Here is a 20,775-nt window from a genome sequence, read left to right on the forward strand (position 1 = left end):
CGACGCTATCAGGCGTGCGCGCGCTTCGGCGTGACCATCGACACGACGAACGTCACGACGATATTCACGACGAGCGCGATCAGGCCGATATACAGCGGCCACGTCGAGCCGCCGACATGCAGCGCGAACACAGGCTTGAGGCCCTGCGAAATGGCGAGCCCCGTGCCGAGCACGATGCCAACCAGCCAGCCGAGGAACAGACCCGGCGTGCTCAGACGACGCGTGTACAGCGAGAACACGATAGCCGGGAAGATCTGCAGAATCCACACGCCGCCCAGCAGTTGCAGGTCGATCGCATACTGCGTTGGCAGAAACACGATGAACAGCAGCGCGCCGAACTTCACGACGAGCGAGACGATCTTGGCCGTCGACGCTTCCTGAGCGGGCGCCATGTCCGGCGACACGATCGGGCGCCACAGGTTGCGCGTGAACAGGTTGGCTGCGCCGATCGACATGATGGCGGCGGGCACCAGCGCGCTGATCGCAATGGCAGCCGCCGCGAAGCCCACGAACCACGACGGGAACAGCGTGCCGAACAGCGCGGGCACGATGTCGGAAGCCGACTTCACATGAATGCCGGCTGCGATCGCCATATAGCCGAGCAACGCGATCAGGCCGAGCAGCAATGTGTACGCGGGCAGGAAGATCGCGTTCTTGCGCACGGTCTTCGCCGACGAAGACGACAGCACGGCCGTCATCGTGTGCGGATACATGAAGGCCGCGAGCGCCGAGCCCAGCGCAAGCGACGCATACGCGGTGAACTGCGTCGGCTTCAGGATGATGCCCGTTGCGCCGCCTTTCGCCTGGAAGTACTGGTCGGCCGCATCGAACACGTGACCATAGCCGCCGAGCTTCACGGGAATCAGCCACACCGCCGCGATCACGACGATATAGATCATGATGTCTTTGACGAACGCGATCATCGCGGGCGCGCGCAGACCGCTCGTGTACGTATAGAGCGCGAGGATGATGAACGCAATCACGAGCGGTGCTTCGCCCGACACGCCGAGTCCCTTGATCACGACCTGCATGCCGACCAGCTGCAGCGCGATATACGGCATCGTCGCGACGATGCCCGTCAGCGCCACGGCTGCGGGAAACCACTTGCCGCCGTATTCGCCGTGCACGTAGTCGGCCGCCGTGATGTGGTTCTTCGCATGCGCGATCTTCCACAGCTTAGGCATCACCGCGAACACGAACGGATAGACGATGATCGTATACGGCAGCGCGAAGAAGCCATACGCGCCGACGGAATACACCAGCGCGGGCACCGCGATCACCGTATAGGCCGTATAGAAATCGCCGCCCACGAGGAACCACGAAATGATCGTGCCGAATTGACGGCCGCCGAGGCCCCATTCGTGCAACTGCGTGAGGTCGCCCGCTTTCCAGCGCGCGGCGATGAAACCCATCACTGTGACGAGCACGAAGAAGGCGATGAAGACGGTCATCGCGACCGGGCTCACAGGATTCAGATCGCTCATTTAATGCCCCGGTACACGACGTAGATCAGCAGCGACGTGAGCGGAACCCACAGAAACTGATACCAGTAGAAGAAAGGAAAGCCTGCGAATGAAGGGCGCGTGTCGTTATAGAACGGCAGCCACAGCAACGCGATATAGGGGATCAGCAAGATGAGCCAGAGCCATGAACGGCCGGCCGGTTCGGTAGGTTCCACGTTTGTCCCTCTTTGGTCTGTCTGATTGAATCCGCCTTGCTGGTGCGCACCGCAAACAGGTGCGAGCGTGCATATTCACGCTGGCGCCCGCAAGGTACGCGCATTATCTGCGAAAACATTCATTGCTGCTGGCGCGGTACCACGCCATTGCGGGCGTGAGTATGACGCCGCGTTAGCGGCTTGTCGCCCTGGCGAACCGGTCGCGCAGGAACTGCGTGAACGCGCGTATCGTCACGGAAGCCTGACGATGCTGCGGATACACCGCGTACAGCGTCAACGGCGGCGAGACGTAATCGCCGAGTACTTCGACGAGCTTGCCGCTCGTCAGCGCATCGGCCACGATGAACTCCGGCAAACGCGCGATGCCGAGCCCCGCGACGGCGGCATCGCGAATCACTTCGCCGTTGTTCACGCGCAGCGGGCCGCGCACTTCGATCGTCCTGCTCGTACCGTCGACGATGTACTCCCAGCCGCTGCGACCTTCCTGTCCATAGAGCAGGCACGCATGACGCGCGAGATCGTCGGGGGTCGCAGGCGGACGGCGCGCCTTGCGATACGCGGGACTGCAACACGCGACCATGCGTATCTCCGCGAGCTTTTGCGCAATCAGCGTCGAGTCGGCGAGAGTGCCGATGCGCAGCGCCATGTCGAAGCCTTCGCCGACCACATCGACGACGCGATCGCTCAATTCCATATCGACGCGCACGTCGTGATTCGCCTTCAGAAACGCGGCGACCAGCGGCGACAGATGGATCATGCCGAATGACATCGGCGCACTGACGCGCAACAGCCCGCGCGGGTCTGAGCGGCCCGACGTCATCGCCTGCTCCGCGTCTTCCACTTCGCCGAGGATGCGCGTCGCGCGCTGATAGAACTCATAGCCGAGGTCCGTCACCGCGAGCTTGCGCGTATTGCGCACCAGCAGCCGCACGCCGAGGCTCGCTTCGAGCGCCATCACGCGGCGGCTCACGAACTGCTTCGACAGCTGCAGCCGGTTGGCGGCCGCCGTGAAATTGCGCGCGTCGACGGTGGTGACGAAGATTTTCAGATCGTCCAGCTGCATGGTCTTTTGCCTCGCTTTGCCCGGATTGTCAATTCAAATGAGACAGTGATTCCCGTTTTAGGCAGATTATAGCCTCGCTGATTGACCTACACTTTCATCACTGCTTCAGACAACGGCGTTGCCGGAGTCGCGAGAGGCAAACGCAATTTAATAACAGGAGAAGGGAAATGATCGACATTCGCCACGCCAGCGACCGCGGCCGCGCCGAACACGGTTGGCTCAGCTCGCGCCACACGTTCTCGTTTGCGAACTACTACGACCCGAAGCAGGTCGGCTTCTCCGATCTGCTCGTGATCAACGACGACCGCGTGGCGGCGGGCCGCGGCTTCGGCAAGCATCCGCACCGCGACATGGAGATCTTTTCTTACGTGCTGGAAGGCGCACTGGAACACAAGGATTCGATGGGCACGGGCTCCGTGATCGTCCCCGGCGATGTGCAGCTGATGAGCGCGGGCACGGGCGTCGCACACAGCGAGTTCAATCACTCGCCGAGCGACCCTGTCCACTTCCTGCAAATCTGGATCGCACCGTCCGTGAAGAACGCGACGCCGCGTTATCAGCAGGAGAATTTTTCGGCGGAAGCGAAGCGCGGAACGTTGCGCCTGGTGCTCTCCCCGGACGGCAAGGACGGTTCGCTCGAATTGCGCCAGGACGCGCGTGTATATGCCGGTCTCTTCGACGGCGATGAAACGGCAGGCGTCGATATCGCAGCCGACCGGTATGCGTATGTGCATGTGGCGCGCGGCAGCGTGAAGGTGAACGGCGTCGAACTGGGTGAAGGCGACGGTGCGCGCATTCGCAATGAGCGCCGCCTCGAATTCACCGAAGGCAACGATGCGGAAGTACTCGTCTTCGACCTGCGCAACAACGAAGTGTCGGAACTGTGGTCCTGAGCGAACCACGCCCTGGACCGATTGAATTGAATTGAACTCGACTGAAAGAGGATCGAACATGAACGCCTTTATCGGACAACGCAAGGATGCACTGCTGCTCGTTGCACGCGTGCTGCTGGTGGTGCTTTTCGTGCTGTTTGGCTGGAGCAAGCTCACAGGTTTTGCGGGCACCGAGCAATACATGGCGTCGACGGGCGCGCCCGTCCCGGCGTTGGCAGCCATAATTGCGATCGTGATGGAACTGGCAGTCGGCGTCGTGATTGCCGTGGGCTTCAAGACGCGTGCTCTGGCACTGCTGCTCGCGCTCTATACGCTCGCCACCGCGTTCATCGGCCACCACTTCTGGACGCAAACGGGCATGGAGCAATACATCAACATGATCAACTTCTACAAGAACATCAGCATCATCGGTGGCTTGCTGCTGTTGTTCGTGACGGGTCCGGGCAAGTACTCGATCGACCGCGCATAAGCGGCGCAAGTCCTGGTCGATGTTGCCGAAGGGCGGCCTTTCATGGCCGCCCTTTTCGTTGTGCATGAACGCGACATCGAGGCGCTTTAGGCATTAATGCAACACTCTTGTCATGTTCGCGGCGTCGTACAAATTGATGTGATAAAAGTCCGCCTGCCTGCATGAAGCCGTGCGCGCGGGTTCATAAGATTCATAAGCCGGCGAGATCGCTTGCGGCGCAAGCGCCGATTCCGCCACCCGTCGCGCGCAACAACAACAAGCTCATGCAGTGTTCTCAACATATGAAAAGACACCACCCATGACCAGGCAATTCAAGAGGACAGTGGCCGCATTCGGCGCAACGGCATGCGCTCTCGCCTGCCAGACGGCATTCGCGCAAAGCTCGGTGACGCTGTACGGCGTCGCCGACGTCGGCATTCGTTACCTCACGCATTCGAATGCGAACAACGACGGCCGTCTCTTCATGACCAACGGCGCAATCACCAATAGCCGCTTCGGCATCAAAGGCGCGGAAGATCTCGGCAATGGCCTGAAGGCGATCTTCCAGCTGGAAAGCGGCATCGATCTGCAAAGCGGCGCGCAGTCGGACAGCAAGCGCCTCTTCAATCGCGCAGCGTATGTCGGCTTGTCCAGCCAGTACGGCACGGTCACGCTGGGCCGCCAGAAGACGCCGCTCTTCGACGTGCTCGGCGACACGTACGATCCTCTGACGGTCGGCAATTACTTCGAAAACGCATGGCTGCCCGTCGCGCTCGGCGCGGGTCTCTATGCAGACAATGCCGTGAAGTACGACGGCAAGTTCGGCGGCCTGAACGTGAAGGCGATGTACTCGTTCGGTACGAACTCGACCTCGACGGGCGCGAACGGTTTCTCCGGCCAGATTCCAGGCCACCTCGGCGCGGGCAACATGTACGGCTTCACGGCGTCGTACTCGTTCGGCGCATTGAGCATCGCAGCGGGCGTGCAGCAGAACAGCGACAACTCGAACAACAAGCAGACCATCTACAACGCGAACGCGGTCTATGCGTTCAGCACGACAAAGATCTACGTCGGCTATCTGCATTCGAAGGACGACACGGGCTTTGTCGACAGCACGCTCTCGCAGCGCGACCTCACGCTCGGCGTCGACATACTGAAGGGCTCGGGCCGCAAGGACGACGGTCCGTTCGCCGGCGTAACGTGGCAAGCGACGCCCGCACTGCTGCTGACGGGCGCGTTCTACTACGACCACATGAAGAACGCAGCGATCGGCGGCGGCGCGACGGGCAGCGGCAACCGTTACACGGGCGTGGCCGTGGCGGAATACGCGCTGTCGAAGCGCACGGAAGTGTATGGCACTGTCGACTTCAACAAGGTCACGGGCGCAGCGACGGTCGAACTGCCGGGTTCGTCGAACCAGACGGGCGTGTCCGTCGGTATCCGCAACATCTTCTGATTGAAGGCGACGCGCACCGTACGGCGCGCGATTGCTTCAATAAGGCGACATGGCTTTAAAGGGCCACGTCGCCCGTTTTTCATATCGTGCAGCACGGCATATGCACTCTGCTTACCTGTGATATACAGGGAAAACCCGTAAATCACAGTTGTTCTTTAGCAGAGCAGTACCAGCATGAAACGCATTGCCGCCTTTTGTCTGACCACGTGGTCCGCCGCCGCGCTTCTCTATTTCGGCCAGCACTCCGTCGCCCTCATCGCATTGAGCGGCGTCATCGTGTTCGGCGGATACGATCTGCTGCGCCCTTAAGCGCCCCTTGCTCGCGCACCTGGACTCAAGCGCCGCTCGACGCACGTTGATGGAAAGCCATCATTTTTCGACGTGAGGCTTCGCCCTCCTTCAACTATCTTTGTGCAAACGGAATCAGTTCCCGAAGCTCCCGCTGAAGGAAATCCCGCAATCACAAAGCATGAAGGAGACGCCTCATGTCCTCGACTTCCGCCGTCGACGGCGGCAGCACCACCGCGCCCGGCCCCAGCGATCCCTCGTTCGACGCACGCATCGCGGAGCAGTGGTATCAGCCGCGTATCCCGCGCGCGGTGCTCAAGGAACTGATGAAGCGCGACGATGCAGCTGGCCTGCGCAACTTCGTGCCGTGGTTCGTGCTGCTCATCGCGTCGGGTGCGTTAGCGGCGTTCACATGGGGCACCTGGTGGGCCGTGCCCGCTTTCTTCGTGTACGGAACGATCTATTCTTCGAGCGACGCGCGCTGGCATGAGCTGTCGCACGGCACGCCATTCAAGACGCGCTGGATCAACGACGCCTTCTATCACCTGTCGTCGTTCATGACGATCCGCGAGGGCTACTGGTGGCGCTGGAGCCATGCGCGCCATCACACGCACACGTACTTCCAGACACGCGACCCGGAAATCCAGGTGACGCGTCCGACGCAAGTGCTGCCCATCATCGCGGATTTCCTCGGGCTGGTCGGCTGCACGCTCGAAATCAAGAAGATCGTGCGTCATGCGTTCGGCCGCGTCGATGCCGCCACCGATGCGTTCTTACCCGCCAGCGAAAAGCCAAAAATGATCTGGTCGTGCCGCATCTATCTGGCCGTCGTGATCGGCACGATCGCACTCGCGATCGCGCTGCACAGCTTCCTGCCTCTGATGTTCGTCTGGACGCCCCGCTTCTACGGCGGCTGGCTGCATCAACTGCTCGGTCTGACGCAGCATGCCGGTCTCGCCGTCAATGTGAAAGACCATCGGCTCAATACGCGCACCGTGCACACCAACTTCGTGTTCCGCTTCCTGTATCTGAACATGAACTATCACCTCGAACATCATCTGCTGCCGATGGTGCCGTTCCATGCGCTGCCGCGCCTTCACGAAGCGATCAAGGACCAGTTGCCGCCCGCGTATCCAAGCGTGTATGCCGCGTATCGCGAGATGTTGCCCGCGCTGTGGAAGCAACGCACGGATCCGACGCATGTGATCGAGCGAAGCATTCCCGCTGCCTGACCCGTCGAACAACAAATTGGAGGAGACAGCCATGAGCGTCGAAACGAATGCAAAGATTCACTGGATTGCCGCCTGCGCACCCGACGATATCGACGAAGAAGACGTGATGCGCTTCGATCACGATGGCGCGAGCTACGCGGTCTATCGCATTGCTGAAGGCTTCTATGCATCGGACGGCTGGTGCACGCACGAGCATGCGCATCTCGCGGACGGCTTCGTCGTGAATCGCGAGATCGAATGCCCGCTGCATCAGGGGCGTTTCGACATTCCAAGCGGCAAGGCAAAGAGCGCGCCTGTGTGCGTGCATCTGAAGACGTATCCGGTACGCGTCGAAGACGGCGAGGTTCTGCTTGGCCTTCCCGTGCAGGATGCATCATGAGCACACAGACCGCGATGGTGATTGTCGGCGCAGGTCAATGCGGCGTGCGCACGGCCGCCGCGCTGCGCGAGAACGGCTGGGACGGCGAGATTACATTGCTCGGCAACGAAGGCACGGCGCCGTACGACAGGCCGCCGCTGTCGAAAGCCGTTCTGCTCGGCGATCGCAGCACTGCGCAATGCGCGTTTTATGACGACGCGTTCTATCGCGACCAGCGCATCGACTTGCGGGTCGACGCGTCCGTGCGGCAAATCGATCGAGGCGCGCGCAAGGTCGTGTTGCACGATGGCGGCAGCATCGACTATCAGCGTCTTCTCATCGCAACGGGCGCCGAACCGAGGCGGCTCGACGTACCGGGTGCGCAACTGCGGGGCGTGCATTTGCTGCGCACTGCCAGCGATGCCAACGTGCTCGCCGGCGAACTGCAGCCTTCACGGCGCATTGCAATTGTCGGCGCGGGTTTCATCGGGCTCGAAGTCGCGGCGTCCGCGGTTGCGCGCGGTTGCGAAGCGGTCGTCATCGAAGCGGGGGCACGCGCGTTGATGCGCGCCGTGCCTGAAGTGGTCGCGGGCTATCTGATCGAACGGCATCGGCAGATGGGCGTGCAAGTTCATTTTGGCGCGCAGATTGAACGCCTGCTCGGCCGCACGCACGTAACAGGCGTGAAGCTGAAGGACGGCACGCAGATCGACTGCGATTGCGTCGTGGTCGGCATCGGCGTGAAGCCGCGCACGGAACTCGCGGAAGCGGCGGGCATCGATGTCGCCGATGGCATCGCCGTCGACGACACCTTGCGCACGAACGACCCGCACATCTTCGCAGCGGGCGACGTGTGTTCCTTTCCGCATCGTCTTTTCAGGCGGCGCATGCGGCTCGAATGCTGGAAGAACGCCGAGGACCACGCGCGCATCGTCGCGCGCAACATGCTCGAACGCGGCGAGACGTATTCGGAAGTGCCGTGGTTCTGGTCGAATCAGTACGACATGACGATTCAGATCGCCGGCATGCCCGCATTCGGCGTGCAAAGCGTCGTGCGCGAAGCGGGCGACACGTCGCGCATTTTCTTCGCGCTCGATCGCGACGGCGTGCTGGTCGGCGCAAGCGGCGTCGGCAAGGTCAGCGAGATTGCACGCGACGTGCGCGTCGCGCAGACGTTGATCGGACAGCGCGCGTGCATCGATCCGATGCAACTCGAAGATCGCAGCATCAAGCTCAAGGGACTCGTCGCAGCGGAGGCGCTATGACGCAGCGGCTCGCCGTGTATCAATCGTTATGGGCGATGGAACGTCGTCATACCGACGGCTTCGAGCGCACGCTCGAAGAGAATGTCGCGATGATCGCGCAAGCGGGCTTCGAAGGCGTGAGCACGTCGTATGGATCGCGAGAAGATGCGCGGCGTCTTTCGCAAGTGCTCGCGCAATATGGTCTGCAAATGGAAGCGCAATGCTTTCCGCGCACCGTCGACGAGCTGCGTCCGGTTCTCGAACACGCTGTCGAGTTCGGTGCGCACCATATCGACTTGCAGCCGGATGTGAGGCCGCGCCGCCTCGGCGATGCGCTCGAATTGATCGACGGCTGGCAGCGGCTCGCGGAACAGGTGGACATTCCCGTCTACATCGAAACGCATCGCGACCGCATGACGACGGATCTGCACTTCACGCTCGACCTTCTCGATGAACGTCCCGATCTGCGTCTGCTCGGCGACCTGTCGCACTACCTCGTCGGCCGCGAATTCGCGTGGCCCGTGAACGAAGAGAACGAAGCCGCGATGCAACGAATCATTGCCCATTCGTGGGCGTTTCATGGGCGCGTCGCGAGCCGCGAGCAGGTGCAGATCGAAATTTCTTTCGAGCCGCACCGCATGTGGGTCGATCTGTTTCTACGCTGGTGGCGCGACGGTTTCGCATCATGGCGCCAGCGCGCCGCTCCCGACGACACGCTCGTCTTCACCTGCGAACTCGGGCCGAAGCCTTACGCGATCATCGGGCGTGACGGCAACGATACGACCGACCGCTGGGCCGAATCGCTGCTGATGCGTCAATGGATACGCGATCTGTGGGATGAAGTCGCGCACGAAAAAGCACTTGCGTCAGAAGCTAATCCGTAAGCGGCAGGTTCTCGCGCAGCAGCACCGTCACGGGAATCTGCTGCGCCAACGTCACGCCGGGATCGCGATGATAGTGACGCAGGATCACTTCGATCGAATGCAACGCTTCGCCGACCGGGTTCTGGTCGAGCACGGCATCGAGCACGCCTTCGATCAGCAAACGCCGCGACGTGTCGTTGAGTTCGTGTCCGATCAGCATCGTCTTGTGCACGCGGTCGAGCGCGCGCAGCGCGTTGCCGATGCCTTCGTCGCCAACCGAAATGTTGTAGATGCCGCGCAGATCCGGATAACGGCGAAACGCATCGCGCGTGAGGCTCTCCGTGAGCGACGACTGTTCGCGGCTCTCCACCGTTTCGACGATATCGCAGTTCGGAAAGCGCCGCCGCAGCACGGAACGAAATCCGCTCTCACGTTCTTCATGGCCGAGAAAGTCATGCATGCCCGTCATCACGAGCACCTTGCCGCCCGTATCGCCGAGAAAGCGGCCCATCAGTTCGCCCGCGACACGGCCCGCGCAGCGGTTGTCGATGCCGACATACGCGAGCCTGCCTGTGCCGGGCAGATCGCTCGCCAGCGTGATCACGGGCATTCTGTGGCTCACGTGACGCAGCGCCGCCGTGATGTCCGGATGTTCGTACGCGACGATCACGAGCGCGTCGGCCTTACGCGTCGCGCGTTCGACCGTTTCGACGACGGCCTGCGGCTCAAGGCTGTCGAAGTACGTGACGGCGCAAATCACACGCTGCGTTTCGAAGGTCTTTTGCGCGAGTTCGAAGCCCTGTTTCAGATGCACGTAGTACTGCGCTACCGGCTGCTGCAACAGGATCGCGATACGCAGCCAGCGCACCGACACGGACTCCAGCGCGCGATCGATCTTCAGCTTGCGCGCCCATTCGAGCACCCGCGTTTCCTTGTCGCGAGACACGCCGCCACGCCCGTTCAAGACCCGATCGACCGTCGCCTCGCTGACACCTGCCGCGCGGGCGATGTCGCTCATGCTCGTCTTGCGGCGGCGTGTCTCGGACATGGTCGGATTCGTCGTGGTCGGCATAGCGGCCATCATCGCATCGACGCAATCCACGCATCAAGCCGAGGTATCCACTAACCATCGCAGTACGACATTGACGGAGACAGTGCATGAAGCCATTCGATTCGAAAGTCGCCATCGTCACGGGCGGTTCGCAAGGCTTGGGGGCCGCGATTGCCAGGCTGTTCGTCGAACGCGGTGCGCGCGGTATCGTCATCTGCGGGCGCGCGAAAGAGAAAGGCGAAGCAAAAGCGCGCGAACTCAGCCTGTTTGGCGAAGCGCACGGCGCGAAGGTCGTGTTCGTGCAGGCGGATCTCGCGAACGTCGACGATTGCCGCAACGTTGTGGCGTCCACCGATCAGCACTTCGGCCGTATCGACGTGCTGGTGAACGCGGCTGCGCTGACGGATCGCGGCACCGTGCTCGACACCGATCCCGCGCTGTTCGACCGCATCTTCGCGACCAACGTGCGCGCGCCGTTCTTTCTGATGCAGGAAACGATACGCGTGATGCTGCGCGAGCGTATCGAAGGCGCGATCGTCAATATCGGCTCGATGTCGGCGAAGGCGGGGCAGCCGTTTATCTCCGCGTATTGCGCGTCGAAAGGGGCACTTGCGACGCTCACGCAAAACACGGCCTACGCGCTGTTGCGTAACCGGATTCGTGTGAACGGATTGAATCTGGGCTGGATGGCGTCGGACGGCGAGGATCGCATTCAACGCGAATTTCACGGTGCTGCCGACGACTGGCTGCAAAAGGCGGCCGCCGCGCAACCGTTCGGCCGTCTGATCGACCCCGCCGAAGCCGCGCGCGCCGTCGCGTTTCTGGCAAGCGATGAATCGGGTTTGATGACGGGTTCGATCGTCAACTTCGATCAGTCGATCTGGGGCGCGTTCGAAGACGCGCCGCATCCCGCCGAACCCATGCAAAACGCTTGAACGGCCACGCCTGCTGCGTGCATCAGGCGCAGCAGGCCAATGCGCACGTCAGTCCTTGATGCGCAGATCGGGATTGTTGTGCGCGATCTCCGACACCCAGTCGACGAACGCACGCAGCCGCGAACTGAGATTGCGGCGATGCGGATAGACGATCGATAACGGCGTCGACGGGCTGGCGTAGTCGGTGAGGATTTCGCGCAGCGCGCCCTGCTCGATCAACTCGGCCACCATGAAGCGCGACGGCTGGATGATGCCGTGACCGAGCGCGCCCGCATTGATGTACACCGAGCCGTCGTTGACCGCGAGCACGCTCTTCATCTGCACCTTCACCACTTCGTCGCCGACGTTGTACTCGAACGGAAAGGTTCGTCCCGAGCGCGCGGATACGTAATTCACGGCCTGATGCTCGCTCAGTTCTTCGAGCGTCTTCGGTATGCCGTGCCGGTCCAGATAGGCGGGCGACGCGCACGTGACGATGCGCGCACTGCCGATGCGTTTCGCAACGAGGCTCGATTCTTCGAGCATGCCCATGCGGATCACGCAGTCCACGCCGTCCTGGATCAGATCGATGTTGCGGTCCGCGAGGCCGAGGCGCACGTCGATCTCGGGGAAGCGCTGATAGAAGTCGTCGAGCACAGGCAGCAGCAGCGCGCGCGCAAGCGTGCCCGAGGTATCGACGCGAATCGTGCCCGCCGGGCTCTCACGCTTGTTCGACAGCGACGATTCGGCGTCCGCCACTTCGGCGAGGATGCGCACGCATCGCTCGTAAAACAGCGCGCCGTCTTCCGTGACGCTCACCTGGCGCGTCGAACGGTTCAGCAGACGCACGCCGACATGCTCCTCCAGTGCCTGAATCGTCCTGCTCACCTTTGCGCGCGGCAAATCGAGCATTTCAGATACCTTTGAAAAGCTGTTCGCGTCCACCACGCGAGTGAAGATCTCCATTGCCTCGAAGCGGTCCATTTCCTGTGCCCTGTCATTGTTTGGCGGCGAAGCCCTCCGCCGCGGCGGAGGTCGCCCATTCGAACGGCCGGCGCGCGCCGGTCCGTCGGCCGGCTGCCTCTCCCGCGCAGCCTGACGGGTAGAAAAATAGCACGGAGAAAATCGCGACGTACGAGAAGGGGCGCGAACGGCGGGGCTTTTATGGCCTGTATCCGACGCACTGAACACGGCCGCAACCATGCGTTTGCCGATCGAATTGGTGTTTTCGCAACGCGGCTGAATGCCGCGGGTTTTATCGGATCCCGCTAATCAGAAGCTCAACGACGTATGATTAATATTATTTATTCAGGCTGCGGCCGTGCCATTTATCTTTGAAACGCCATTTTATCTGTGATTCAAAACGCATTTTCAATCACAGTAAAACGTTTTAAAGCATGACCGTACGTTCAATATATCAGGTGGAAACGCTTTCGTGCGTCTCCGCCAGAGCATCGACGGCCGGCGGCTTTGTCGGAAAAGGGCTAGCCTGTGGCGCTGATAGACGTTCGCATCGGCTGGCAGTATTTTCCTGGACTCGATGATTTAAGCACGCAATAGTTGCCGGCGTTCCTTCTGACGAATCGGGTTCGCAGTACCTTGTTAATTCCGATTGAAATTTAATAATCGACGCATTAGGATTAGATCCCCGCCGATGCCATAAGCATGGTCGGGAAACATACTTCCAATCATATTTGCCGCTCGCGAATGCATTAGCAGATCATCCATGCCGCGAACGCAGGCCATGCGCCCTTCAGGAGATACACGTGCTGAGCCCACACGAATTTGCGACGCTCATGCTGATCAAGGACGCAACCACCCAGTCCGATTTCGACGCAGCGGATTTGCTTGCGCTTGCGGACCGCCAGTTCATCACTATCGGGATGTCCCAGGCCAGCGCGCTGCCACGCCTCACGGATCGCGGCCTTGCGTTGCTCGCCCGCCTGGGCGGCGCGCCGGCCATGTCCGCGTGATGCGATTTCCCGCAATCTGCTGAGAACTGGTAACAAACGCGGTAACAAACGCGGTAGCAAACGCTATATGACTGACCAGTTGGCGTCGATCTTCGATCGTATCGATGCCAGTTGGCCCTTTGGTGTATTAACCTTGCGAGGCCTTTCGATGCTCACGACCGTCGACGAAGTGACTGCCGCACAGAAAGCCGGTATCCAGACGTTCTTCCAGATCGCAAACGAGGCGGTGAACGGCTTCGAGAAACTCGTTCAATTGAATTTGCACGTCTTGCGCGACAGCACGCAACGTGCCATCAATGCGCTCGCCAACGGCGAGCTGCCCGGCGTCGCGGCAGCGAGTCGAGGCGATCTGTCCGTTATCGAACGCGCAACGCTCTATAACCAGCAGCTCTACGGCATCATCGCGAATACGCAGGCGGCCATCGTCAGGCACGCGTCTGCGCAATACGAAACGCAGATCGGCACCGTGCGCGCCGATTTCGACGACGTCGTGCAACGCACTCCCGCCGGCGCCGAAGCCGCGGTGTCCGCGATGAACTCGGCAATCACGACGGCGAACGCGTTCTACGAGAGCATCTGGAAAACGGTGCAGCAGGCGGTCGACATGGCCGAAGGCAACGCAAAGGCCATCACACGCAACACAGCGAATACGCCGCACGCAGCCTGATTGCTTGCGCGAGCAACAGTTGTAGGAAACCGGACGCGATCCCCGCGTCAGGCGCATTTTCAGCCCGCTTTCGAGCGGGCTTTTTTTGTTCTTCGCAATCGCGCTACCGATGTTGCGCGCTCTTCGTATCGCCGGGAACGATGGGAGGCTCGAAATCCGCATCGGTTGGCGCGCCATGCGCGGCCTTGTCCTTGCGCGCGGCCCCAGTACTTCCGCTCTTTTCGCTCACGGGCATCTCGCCGGCAGGCAATGGCGCTTCGGGCCCACCGGGTTCATCCATCGTGTTGGGCTGTTCTTTCGTCATGCGTCCCATGTCGTGCTCCCTGACGTTCGCACTAGCAGTTCGCCATATCGAGCAACGCGTATTCCACGCGTGCCGGCAGGATCGCATCGAAACGCGGCATGCAACGTGCTGGCTCGCCACGGACGTCTTTACCGGGACGACGTAATTCATCCAGCCACCCTGCACATTTTTCTACTCCGATGAAAACACTGCCTGGCCTGTTAGCCTGTTGCGCGCTCACCCTGTTCGCGGGATGCACAAGCATTGGTCCCTCGCGGCTGAAAGCAGATCAGGTCGACTACTCGCGCGCGCTCGGCGAAGCGAAGAAGCGCGAAATTCTCGCGGCCATGATCGGACTGCGTTACGCCGATGTACCTTCGTTCCTGACCGTGAGCCAGATCATCGCCGCGTATAACGTCGATGCGTCCGCGTCATCGACACTCAACGCAGGCTCGGGCAGCGTACCGAACTACGCGTCGGCGACAGGCACGATGTCGTATTCGAACCATCCGACCTTCACGTTCACGCCGACCACGGGCGAAGCGTATGCGCAGGCATACATTCGTCCCCTCGCACCGACACTCGTGCTGCCTCTCGCCGAAGGCGGGATCCCGATCGACCTGTTGCTGCGCATCTCCGCGCAATCGATAGGCGGTTTGCAGAACGGCACCGCGCTTGGCGGCGAAGACAGCGCGGGATCTCCGCAGTTCTTCCAGTTGATCCAGGCGTTGCGGCGGCTGCAGCTGGCAGGCGAACTCAATGTGGAATCGCGCAGCGAGAACAACGAACAGCATGTCTATCTCGTGTTGGGCACGGCAACGACGACTGCCGAAGCGAACGCGATTCCCGATCTGCTGCTCGTGCGCAAACTGCTGCATCTGAAGTCCAGCAGCGGCAACTTTGAAATCGTCTACGGACAGTCGTCGCACGGCGGCGATCAGATCGCGATCCTCACGCGTTCGGTGCTCGGCATCCTCACCGATCTCGGCGCCCAGGTGCAGGTGCCGAGCGATTCGATCAGCAACGGCTCGACCAAGCCGACGGTTACGTTAGTCGGTGGCGAAACGCGGCCGACGATCGTCGTGCGAGCGGGCGACAGGCCGCCCTCCAATGCATACGTCACCGTGCGTTACGGCCCGACGACGTACTGGGTCGACCGCGCGGACTTCGATTCGAAATACGCGTTCACCGTCGTGCAGAATCTGATGGCGCTCGCGGAAGCCGACACGAACAGCAAGGCGCCCGTCGTCACGATTCCTGCGAACTGACGTACACGTTCAATAAAGCGGCGGGGTGTGCATCTTCATGCAACCCCGCCGCTCGACACGCTCCAGGTCTTCAGAAGCGCTTCAGGCTCTTACGCGAATTGCGTCATTGGCCAAAGTAGATGCCCTTCGTCCCGTCTTTACGATGGGGGCGCATCATCGGCTGCGCATAGCCCGTCGCTGCCGAGCCGCTCACCACACCACCGTAGCTTTCGCTCTGGCCTTGCTCACCGGACAGCTGGCGTTCCGCGGCCTGCGCGTTTGCAGGGTAATTCGTGCGGTCTCCGTCGCCCGGACGATAGCCCTCGCTCTCGACGTTCATCAGATCCTGCCTCACTTCGCCGCGCGTCGCCGGCTGGTCCGGCTGAACGGCCGTTTGCGCGAAAGCCGTAGCGGAAACACCCATCACGGCAGCGAGAATTGCAGCTTGCTTGAGCAGTTTCATGACTTCCTCCATGAAGTAGGTAGTACACGCTGAATAGCGCAAACGCTGTACCAGCCGGTTTCATGAAGGGCGCATAAAGTGGCAGTCAAACCATTATTTCTTTATCGGTTTGCGCGCACCCTTGCTTGATGCATCTTTTGCAGCGTCATCGTTGCGAGCGCCACAAATCAGTGCAATGCCTTGGGCCGCCGTCGCGCGCAACGAGGCGCGCGAATCGCCCGCACGCGAGCGCAATGCGAGGCTGTGCAAGATCGCCGATGCAACCCGCGCCAGCACCGCGGCATCCGCATCCTCTGCAAGTTCGCCGTCCGTCTGCGCACGCCGGATGCGTTTCTCGAACTCCCGGTCGAACGATTTGAGCCCTTGCGCCAATCTGGTGCGCACGGCTTCATCAACTTTCGACTCGACAACGGCCGTGCCGATCAGAAAGCATCCACGCGGCTCGCCGCCCGCCGGAAGATACAGTGCAAGCGCCGCGTCATAGACACGCTGTAATGCTTGCGCCAGTGGAATGTCGTCGCGAAGCGCGAGCTGCATGCCGTGCACGCCCGCTTCGACGTAGCGGTCCAGTGTGCCCAGATAAAGCGCGTGCTTGTCGCCGAACGCGGCATACAGGCTCGGACGATTCATTCCCGTCGCATCGCTGAGCGCATCGAGCGACGTGCCCGAAAAGCCGCCAAGCCAGAACGCATCCGTAGCGTTGCTGAGCGCATCGTCCGCGTCGTAGGCGCGAGGCCGCCCGCGCGCACGCTTTTCGTTTTTTGTACTGTCTCGCATAGAAATATTTGACGCCGTTGATTTTTGTTCACTATAGTACAAAAACAACCAGGATCAGGAGACGTCGTCATGGATCTGTATTTTTCGCCGCTCGCGTGCTCACTCGCCACGCGCATCACGTTGTACGAAGCCGGCGCGCAAGCCGGATTCATTCAGGTGGACACGAAAAAGAAGAAGCTGCGCGACGGCTCCGACTTCTATCCGGTCAACGCGCTTGGCCAGGTACCGGTACTGCGCACAGACGAAGGCTGGCTGCTGACCGAAAACACGGCTATCCTGCCGTACGTCGCCGATCAATTCCCGGCGGCACAGCTCGCACCCGCTGCGGGCACGCCGGAGCGCGCGAAGCTTCAGCAATGGCTCGGCTTCATCAGCACGGAACTGCACAAGGGCGTGTTCGTGCCGCTGCTGGATCCCGCCGCACCACATGATTACGCACGCCAAAAGGTGGCGCGGCGTCTCGACTATTTGCAGTCGCACCTGTCGGCGCATACGTATCTGCTCGACGCGTTCACGGTCGCCGATGCCTATCTGGCCACCGTGCTGAACTGGGCAAGGCACTGCGACGTCGATCTCGCGCAATGGCCTGCCGTCGATGCGTATTACCATCGCATCGTGCAACGTCCTCACGTGGCGAAAGCACTGGCCGAAGAGATTGCTCTGTACCGTGAAGAACAGGCACAGCTGCAATAACTCAATCAACGAGGACGGGCAATGAAGGTGAACCGCATCGTCGCGAATATCGAAGCGAAAGACGTTGCGCAGGCGCAGCGCTTTTATCAGGAAGTTCTCGGCCTTGAATTGCTGATGGATCACGGCTGGATTCGTACGTACGGCTCGAACCAGCCGATGACCGTGCAGATCAGCTTTGCAACGGAAGGCGGATCGGGCACGCCCGTGCCCGATCTGTCGATCGAGGTCGACGACGTGGATGCCATGTTCGCAGCGATGCAAGCCGCAGGGTTTGCGATCGAATACGGCCCCGTCGACGAACCGTGGGGCGTACGGCGCTTTTATGTGCGCGATCCGTTCGGCAAGCTGGTGAACATCCTCGCGCATCGCTAGCACGGCCGCGCGGATTGCCATCGAACGGACACACCGCTGCGTGCGCAATCGCTTTACCATTGACGCGCGCAGTGTGCGCTGCTCATCGGGAGAACCTCAATGGACCTGGACTCGATTCGCAAAAATGCTTTTGCGATGCCCGTACACAATCCCGCTTTTCCGCGTCCGCCGTTTCGATTCGTGAACCGCGAATACTTCATTATTTCGTACGAAAGCGATCCCGACGCGATTGCCGCTGTCGTACCCGCACCGCTCAAGCCCGAAAATGCGCTGGTGCACTACGAGTTCATCCGCATGCCCGATTCGTCGGGCTTCGGCGATTACACGGAAAGCGGCCAGGTCATTTCCGTGCGCGACACGGAGGGCCGGCTCGGCAACTACACGCATTCGATGTATCTCGACGACGAAGGCCCGATCGCGGCAGGCCGCGAAATCTGGGGCTTTCCCAAGAAGCTCGCGCGCCCGCACATCAGCGTGGACGGCAACGACACGCTGCTGGGCACGCTCGATTACGGCACGCAGCGTATCGCGACGGGCACGATGGGCTACAAGCACTGGACGCTCGACATGGAAGCCGAGCGCGTCAAGCTCGCCGAGACGCCGAACTATCTGTTGAAAGTGATCCCGCATGTCGACGGCTCGGCCCGCGTGTGCGAACTGGTGCGCTTCTTTCTGCGCGACGTGACGGTGCTCGGCGCGTGGGCGGGACCGGCCGCGCTCGAGCTGCGGCATCATGCGCTCGCACCCGTGGCGGATCTGCCCGTGCGGCGCGTGGTGGGCGCGCGTCAGGTCATCGCGCATCTCACGCTGGATATCGGAGAAGTCGCGTTCGATTATCTGGCGAACGCCGAATAGCAGCGACGCGGGCCGCGCACGCGCTCACCGGGTGCGCTCCGCAAGAGTCGCCTTTCTATTTGCTCTCGATCAGTTTGACGAGCGTATGCAGCAGTCGATTCGACGGCGTCGCGACGCCGAGCGCTTCACCGCGCCGCACGATCAGGCCATTCAGGTGATCGATTTCGCTGCGCTTGCCGCGCGACAGATCTTGCGCCGTGGATGAATACTGCCCCGGCATCGTTTCGGCGATCATGCGCACGGCCTTGTCGACGTCGCCCGGAATCGTGACGCCGTCGGCCTTCGCGACAGCCAGGCACTCGTCGACGACATCGCGCATCACCGTCGTCACGCCTTCGCCTTGCACGAGCCGGCCGTATGGCAACTGCGTGATAGCCGACAACGCGTTGTAAGCGCAATTGAGGATCAGCTTCGCCCATAGCGCACCGCGCACGTTGTCGGAGATTTCAGTGGGCACGCCTGCCGCGATCAGCGTCTGCGCGACTTCCGCGCTGGCTTTGGACGGCTCGATCACCAGTTCGCCACGTCCGTGATGCCGCACGTGTCCCGGTCCGGCCATTTCCGTCGCAACATAAACGACGGCGGCAGCCACTTCCTGCGGCACGAGCTTGCGCACTTCGTCCGCGTTCTCCACGCCGTTCTGCAGCGACAGCATCAGCGTATCGGGCGCAAGAAAGGGCTTGATTTCGAGCGCCGCGCTTTCGGTATCTGTGGATTTCACGCAGAACAGCACGAGCTTCGCGCCCTGCACCGCGCTCGCCTGCGTGCTCGCAGCAAGCCGGACGTGTTCGTCGAACGACTGTGTTTCGAGGCGCAGGCCGCGACGCGCGATAGCCTCGACGTGTTGCGGGCGTCCAATCAATACCACTTCATGTCCCGCGCGCGCCAGCATGCCGCCGTAATAGCAGCCCACCGCGCCCGCGCCCATCACGGCGACTTTCATAGGTAACGCTCTTCTGTGCGGAATTTGAACCGTCAAAACTTACCACATGGCGCGCGCGGATGCGGCAAAGGCAGCGCGATGCGCACGTGATTCGATCACGCGCGCGTTCGCACGGCAAGCAGTGCGTCGGCAAATGCGGCTGGCGCTTCTTGCGGCAGGTTGTGCCCGACGTTGTCGATGACGCGATGTTCATACGCTCCCGTGAAATGCGGCGCATGATGCGCCGATCCGCCGATCGACATCACGCCATCCGCGCTGCCGTCGAGCGAAATCGCGGGCACGGAAATGGGCGGTTGCGCGGCGAGTTGCCGTTCCATCGCGTCGTAACGCGGATCGCCGTCCACCAGCGCATAGCGATGCCGGTACGAATGAATCACCACGTCGACGAAATCGGGGTGATCGAATGACGCCGCCGTGCGCGCGTAACAGGCGTCATCGAATTGCCAGGTGGGTGACCAGAGCGTCCATAGCAGACGGCACAACCCGCGACGGTTTTCCGTGAGACCGGCGCGGCCGCGTTCGCCGTGAAAATAGTATTGATACCAGTGGCGCAGTTCGTTCTCCGGCAACGCCGGTTTGGCCGATGCCGCGATGTCCTGGATGTTGTAGCCGTTGACGGTCACGAGCCCTTGCACGCGCTGCGGATAAAGCGCGGCAACGATGCACGCGGCGCGTCCGCCCCAATCGTAGCCGCCGAGCAGCGCGCGTTCGATCTGCAACGCGTCGAGCAAGGCCAGCAAGTCGGCGCCCAGCGCGGCCTGCTGGCCGGAGCGCGGCGTATCGGAAGAGAGGAAGCGAGTCGGTCCATAGCCGCGCAGATACGGCACGATCACGCGCGCGCCTTGTTCAGCGAGAAGCGGCGCGACCGCGTCGTAAGCGTGGATATCGTATGGAAAGCCGTGCAGCAGGACGACGGGCCAGCCTTGAGAATCGCCTGTTTCCTCATAGGCGATGTCCAGCAATTCGGTGCTCAAGTGCTTGGGCATGATCGGCGGCTCCTTTAAGGGCGATCAC

25 protein-coding genes are annotated in these 20,775 nt (G+C 61.5%); 15 read left to right on the plus strand and 10 right to left on the minus strand.

Going from position 1 to position 20,775, the window contains the following annotated elements; translation table 11 throughout:
• Positions 1–8 precede the first annotated feature (8 nt).
• The 3 genes from mctP to FRZ40_RS21320 form a co-directional block, all read right to left on the minus strand.
• Entirely contained in the window at positions 9–1,484 is a 1,476-nt protein-coding gene (gene mctP / locus FRZ40_RS21310; protein WP_147235492.1) for a monocarboxylate uptake permease MctP, read from the minus strand.
• Complete coding sequence (locus tag FRZ40_RS21315; RefSeq protein WP_007731907.1) at positions 1,481–1,678, minus strand: DUF3311 domain-containing protein; 198 nt, start codon at positions 1,676–1,678, stop codon at positions 1,481–1,483. The genes mctP and FRZ40_RS21315 overlap by 4 nt, the downstream gene beginning before the upstream one ends.
• 172 nt (positions 1,679–1,850) lie before the next feature.
• The gene (locus FRZ40_RS21320) at positions 1,851–2,741 is read right to left on the minus strand and encodes a LysR family transcriptional regulator (RefSeq protein ID WP_147235493.1); all 891 of its coding nucleotides are present in this window, start codon (positions 2,739–2,741) and stop codon (positions 1,851–1,853) included.
• 167 nt (positions 2,742–2,908) lie between these two features.
• Here FRZ40_RS21320 and FRZ40_RS21325 point away from each other — a divergent pair, with 167 nt between their 5' ends.
• The 8 genes from FRZ40_RS21325 (at position 2,909) to FRZ40_RS21355 (ending at position 9,544) form a co-directional block, all read left to right on the plus strand.
• Positions 2,909–3,634, plus strand: a complete 726-nt coding sequence (locus FRZ40_RS21325) for a pirin family protein (RefSeq protein WP_147235494.1) — start codon at positions 2,909–2,911, stop codon at positions 3,632–3,634.
• A 58-nt stretch (positions 3,635–3,692) separates the two neighbouring features.
• Positions 3,693–4,103, plus strand: a complete 411-nt coding sequence (locus FRZ40_RS21330; RefSeq protein WP_147235495.1) for a DoxX family protein — start codon at positions 3,693–3,695, stop codon at positions 4,101–4,103.
• Between the two features lie 298 nt (positions 4,104–4,401).
• Entirely contained in the window at positions 4,402–5,538 is a 1,137-nt protein-coding gene (locus tag FRZ40_RS21335) for a porin (RefSeq protein WP_051446481.1), read from the plus strand.
• A gap of 174 nt (positions 5,539–5,712) precedes the next feature.
• Positions 5,713–5,847, plus strand: coding sequence for a hypothetical protein (locus FRZ40_RS45770; protein ID WP_028368515.1), 135 nt, complete (start codon positions 5,713–5,715; stop codon positions 5,845–5,847).
• A gap of 176 nt (positions 5,848–6,023) precedes the next feature.
• Positions 6,024–7,058, plus strand: coding sequence for a fatty acid desaturase (locus FRZ40_RS21340; RefSeq protein ID WP_147235496.1), 1,035 nt, complete (start codon positions 6,024–6,026; stop codon positions 7,056–7,058).
• Between the two features lie 31 nt (positions 7,059–7,089).
• Positions 7,090–7,437, plus strand: coding sequence for a non-heme iron oxygenase ferredoxin subunit (locus FRZ40_RS21345; protein ID WP_028368513.1), 348 nt, complete (start codon positions 7,090–7,092; stop codon positions 7,435–7,437).
• Positions 7,434–8,681: an NAD(P)/FAD-dependent oxidoreductase gene (locus FRZ40_RS21350; protein ID WP_147235497.1), complete on the plus strand. Its 1,248-nt coding sequence runs from the start codon at positions 7,434–7,436 to the stop codon at positions 8,679–8,681. Before FRZ40_RS21345 ends, FRZ40_RS21350 begins: the two co-directional genes overlap by 4 nt.
• Positions 8,678–9,544, plus strand: a complete 867-nt coding sequence (locus FRZ40_RS21355) for a sugar phosphate isomerase/epimerase family protein (protein WP_147235498.1) — start codon at positions 8,678–8,680, stop codon at positions 9,542–9,544. Before FRZ40_RS21350 ends, FRZ40_RS21355 begins: the two co-directional genes overlap by 4 nt.
• Here FRZ40_RS21355 and FRZ40_RS21360 read toward each other — a convergent pair.
• A complete protein-coding gene (locus FRZ40_RS21360; RefSeq protein WP_147235499.1) occupies positions 9,534–10,571 on the minus strand; it encodes a LacI family DNA-binding transcriptional regulator in 1,038 nt (345 codons plus the stop codon). The two genes, FRZ40_RS21355 and FRZ40_RS21360, sit on opposite strands and share 11 nt — an antisense overlap.
• 110 nt (positions 10,572–10,681) lie before the next feature.
• Here FRZ40_RS21360 and FRZ40_RS21365 point away from each other — a divergent pair, with 110 nt between their 5' ends.
• Complete coding sequence (locus FRZ40_RS21365) at positions 10,682–11,509, plus strand: SDR family oxidoreductase (RefSeq protein WP_147235500.1); 828 nt, start codon at positions 10,682–10,684, stop codon at positions 11,507–11,509.
• A 48-nt stretch (positions 11,510–11,557) separates the two neighbouring features.
• Here the strand turns inward: FRZ40_RS21365 and FRZ40_RS21370 are convergent, their stop codons facing one another.
• Positions 11,558–12,472, minus strand: a complete 915-nt coding sequence (locus tag FRZ40_RS21370) for a LysR family transcriptional regulator (protein WP_028368508.1) — start codon at positions 12,470–12,472, stop codon at positions 11,558–11,560.
• Positions 12,473–13,284: 812 nt separating this feature from the next.
• Between FRZ40_RS21370 and FRZ40_RS21375 the strand changes: the two genes are divergently transcribed.
• On the plus strand, positions 13,285–13,461 hold the full coding sequence (locus FRZ40_RS21375; RefSeq protein ID WP_240057251.1) for a hypothetical protein: 177 nt from the start codon (positions 13,285–13,287) through the stop codon (positions 13,459–13,461).
• A 67-nt stretch (positions 13,462–13,528) separates the two neighbouring features.
• Entirely contained in the window at positions 13,529–14,128 is a 600-nt protein-coding gene (locus FRZ40_RS21380) for a phasin family protein (RefSeq protein ID WP_240057252.1), read from the plus strand.
• Positions 14,129–14,231: 103 nt separating this feature from the next.
• On the opposite strand, the gene FRZ40_RS21385 is transcribed toward FRZ40_RS21380, so the two are convergent.
• A complete protein-coding gene (locus tag FRZ40_RS21385) occupies positions 14,232–14,441 on the minus strand; it encodes a hypothetical protein (RefSeq protein WP_147235501.1) in 210 nt (69 codons plus the stop codon).
• A gap of 170 nt (positions 14,442–14,611) precedes the next feature.
• On the opposite strand from FRZ40_RS21385, the gene FRZ40_RS21390 reads away from it, so the two are divergent.
• Positions 14,612–15,679 (plus strand): hypothetical protein, encoded by a 1,068-nt coding sequence (locus FRZ40_RS21390; protein ID WP_147235502.1) that lies wholly within the window; start codon positions 14,612–14,614, stop codon positions 15,677–15,679.
• 103 nt (positions 15,680–15,782) lie between these two features.
• On the opposite strand, the gene FRZ40_RS21395 is transcribed toward FRZ40_RS21390, so the two are convergent.
• A complete protein-coding gene (locus FRZ40_RS21395) occupies positions 15,783–16,121 on the minus strand; it encodes a DUF4148 domain-containing protein (protein ID WP_035542710.1) in 339 nt (112 codons plus the stop codon).
• 93 nt (positions 16,122–16,214) lie between these two features.
• Entirely contained in the window at positions 16,215–16,898 is a 684-nt protein-coding gene (locus FRZ40_RS21400; RefSeq protein ID WP_051446480.1) for a TetR/AcrR family transcriptional regulator, read from the minus strand.
• A gap of 69 nt (positions 16,899–16,967) precedes the next feature.
• On the opposite strand from FRZ40_RS21400, the gene FRZ40_RS21405 reads away from it, so the two are divergent.
• The 3 genes from FRZ40_RS21405 (at position 16,968) to FRZ40_RS21415 (ending at position 18,818) form a co-directional block, all read left to right on the plus strand.
• A complete protein-coding gene (locus tag FRZ40_RS21405) occupies positions 16,968–17,591 on the plus strand; it encodes a glutathione binding-like protein (RefSeq protein ID WP_147235503.1) in 624 nt (207 codons plus the stop codon).
• A 21-nt stretch (positions 17,592–17,612) separates the two neighbouring features.
• Positions 17,613–17,963 carry a VOC family protein gene (locus tag FRZ40_RS21410; RefSeq protein WP_028368502.1) on the plus strand — a complete coding sequence of 117 codons (351 nt, stop codon included), beginning with the start codon at positions 17,613–17,615 and terminating at the stop codon, positions 17,961–17,963.
• Between the two features lie 99 nt (positions 17,964–18,062).
• A complete protein-coding gene (locus FRZ40_RS21415) occupies positions 18,063–18,818 on the plus strand; it encodes an acetoacetate decarboxylase (protein ID WP_028368501.1) in 756 nt (251 codons plus the stop codon).
• Positions 18,819–18,873: 55 nt separating this feature from the next.
• Here FRZ40_RS21415 and FRZ40_RS21420 read toward each other — a convergent pair whose 3' ends face one another.
• Positions 18,874–19,761: a ketopantoate reductase family protein gene (locus FRZ40_RS21420; protein WP_147235504.1), complete on the minus strand. Its 888-nt coding sequence runs from the start codon at positions 19,759–19,761 to the stop codon at positions 18,874–18,876.
• Positions 19,762–19,856: 95 nt separating this feature from the next.
• Positions 19,857–20,747, minus strand: coding sequence for an alpha/beta fold hydrolase (locus tag FRZ40_RS21425; protein ID WP_147235505.1), 891 nt, complete (start codon positions 20,745–20,747; stop codon positions 19,857–19,859).
• Between the last annotated feature and the right edge of the window lie 28 nt (positions 20,748–20,775).

The sequence above is a fragment of the Paraburkholderia azotifigens genome (assembly GCF_007995085.1).
Lineage (GTDB): Bacteria > Pseudomonadota > Gammaproteobacteria > Burkholderiales > Burkholderiaceae > Paraburkholderia > Paraburkholderia azotifigens.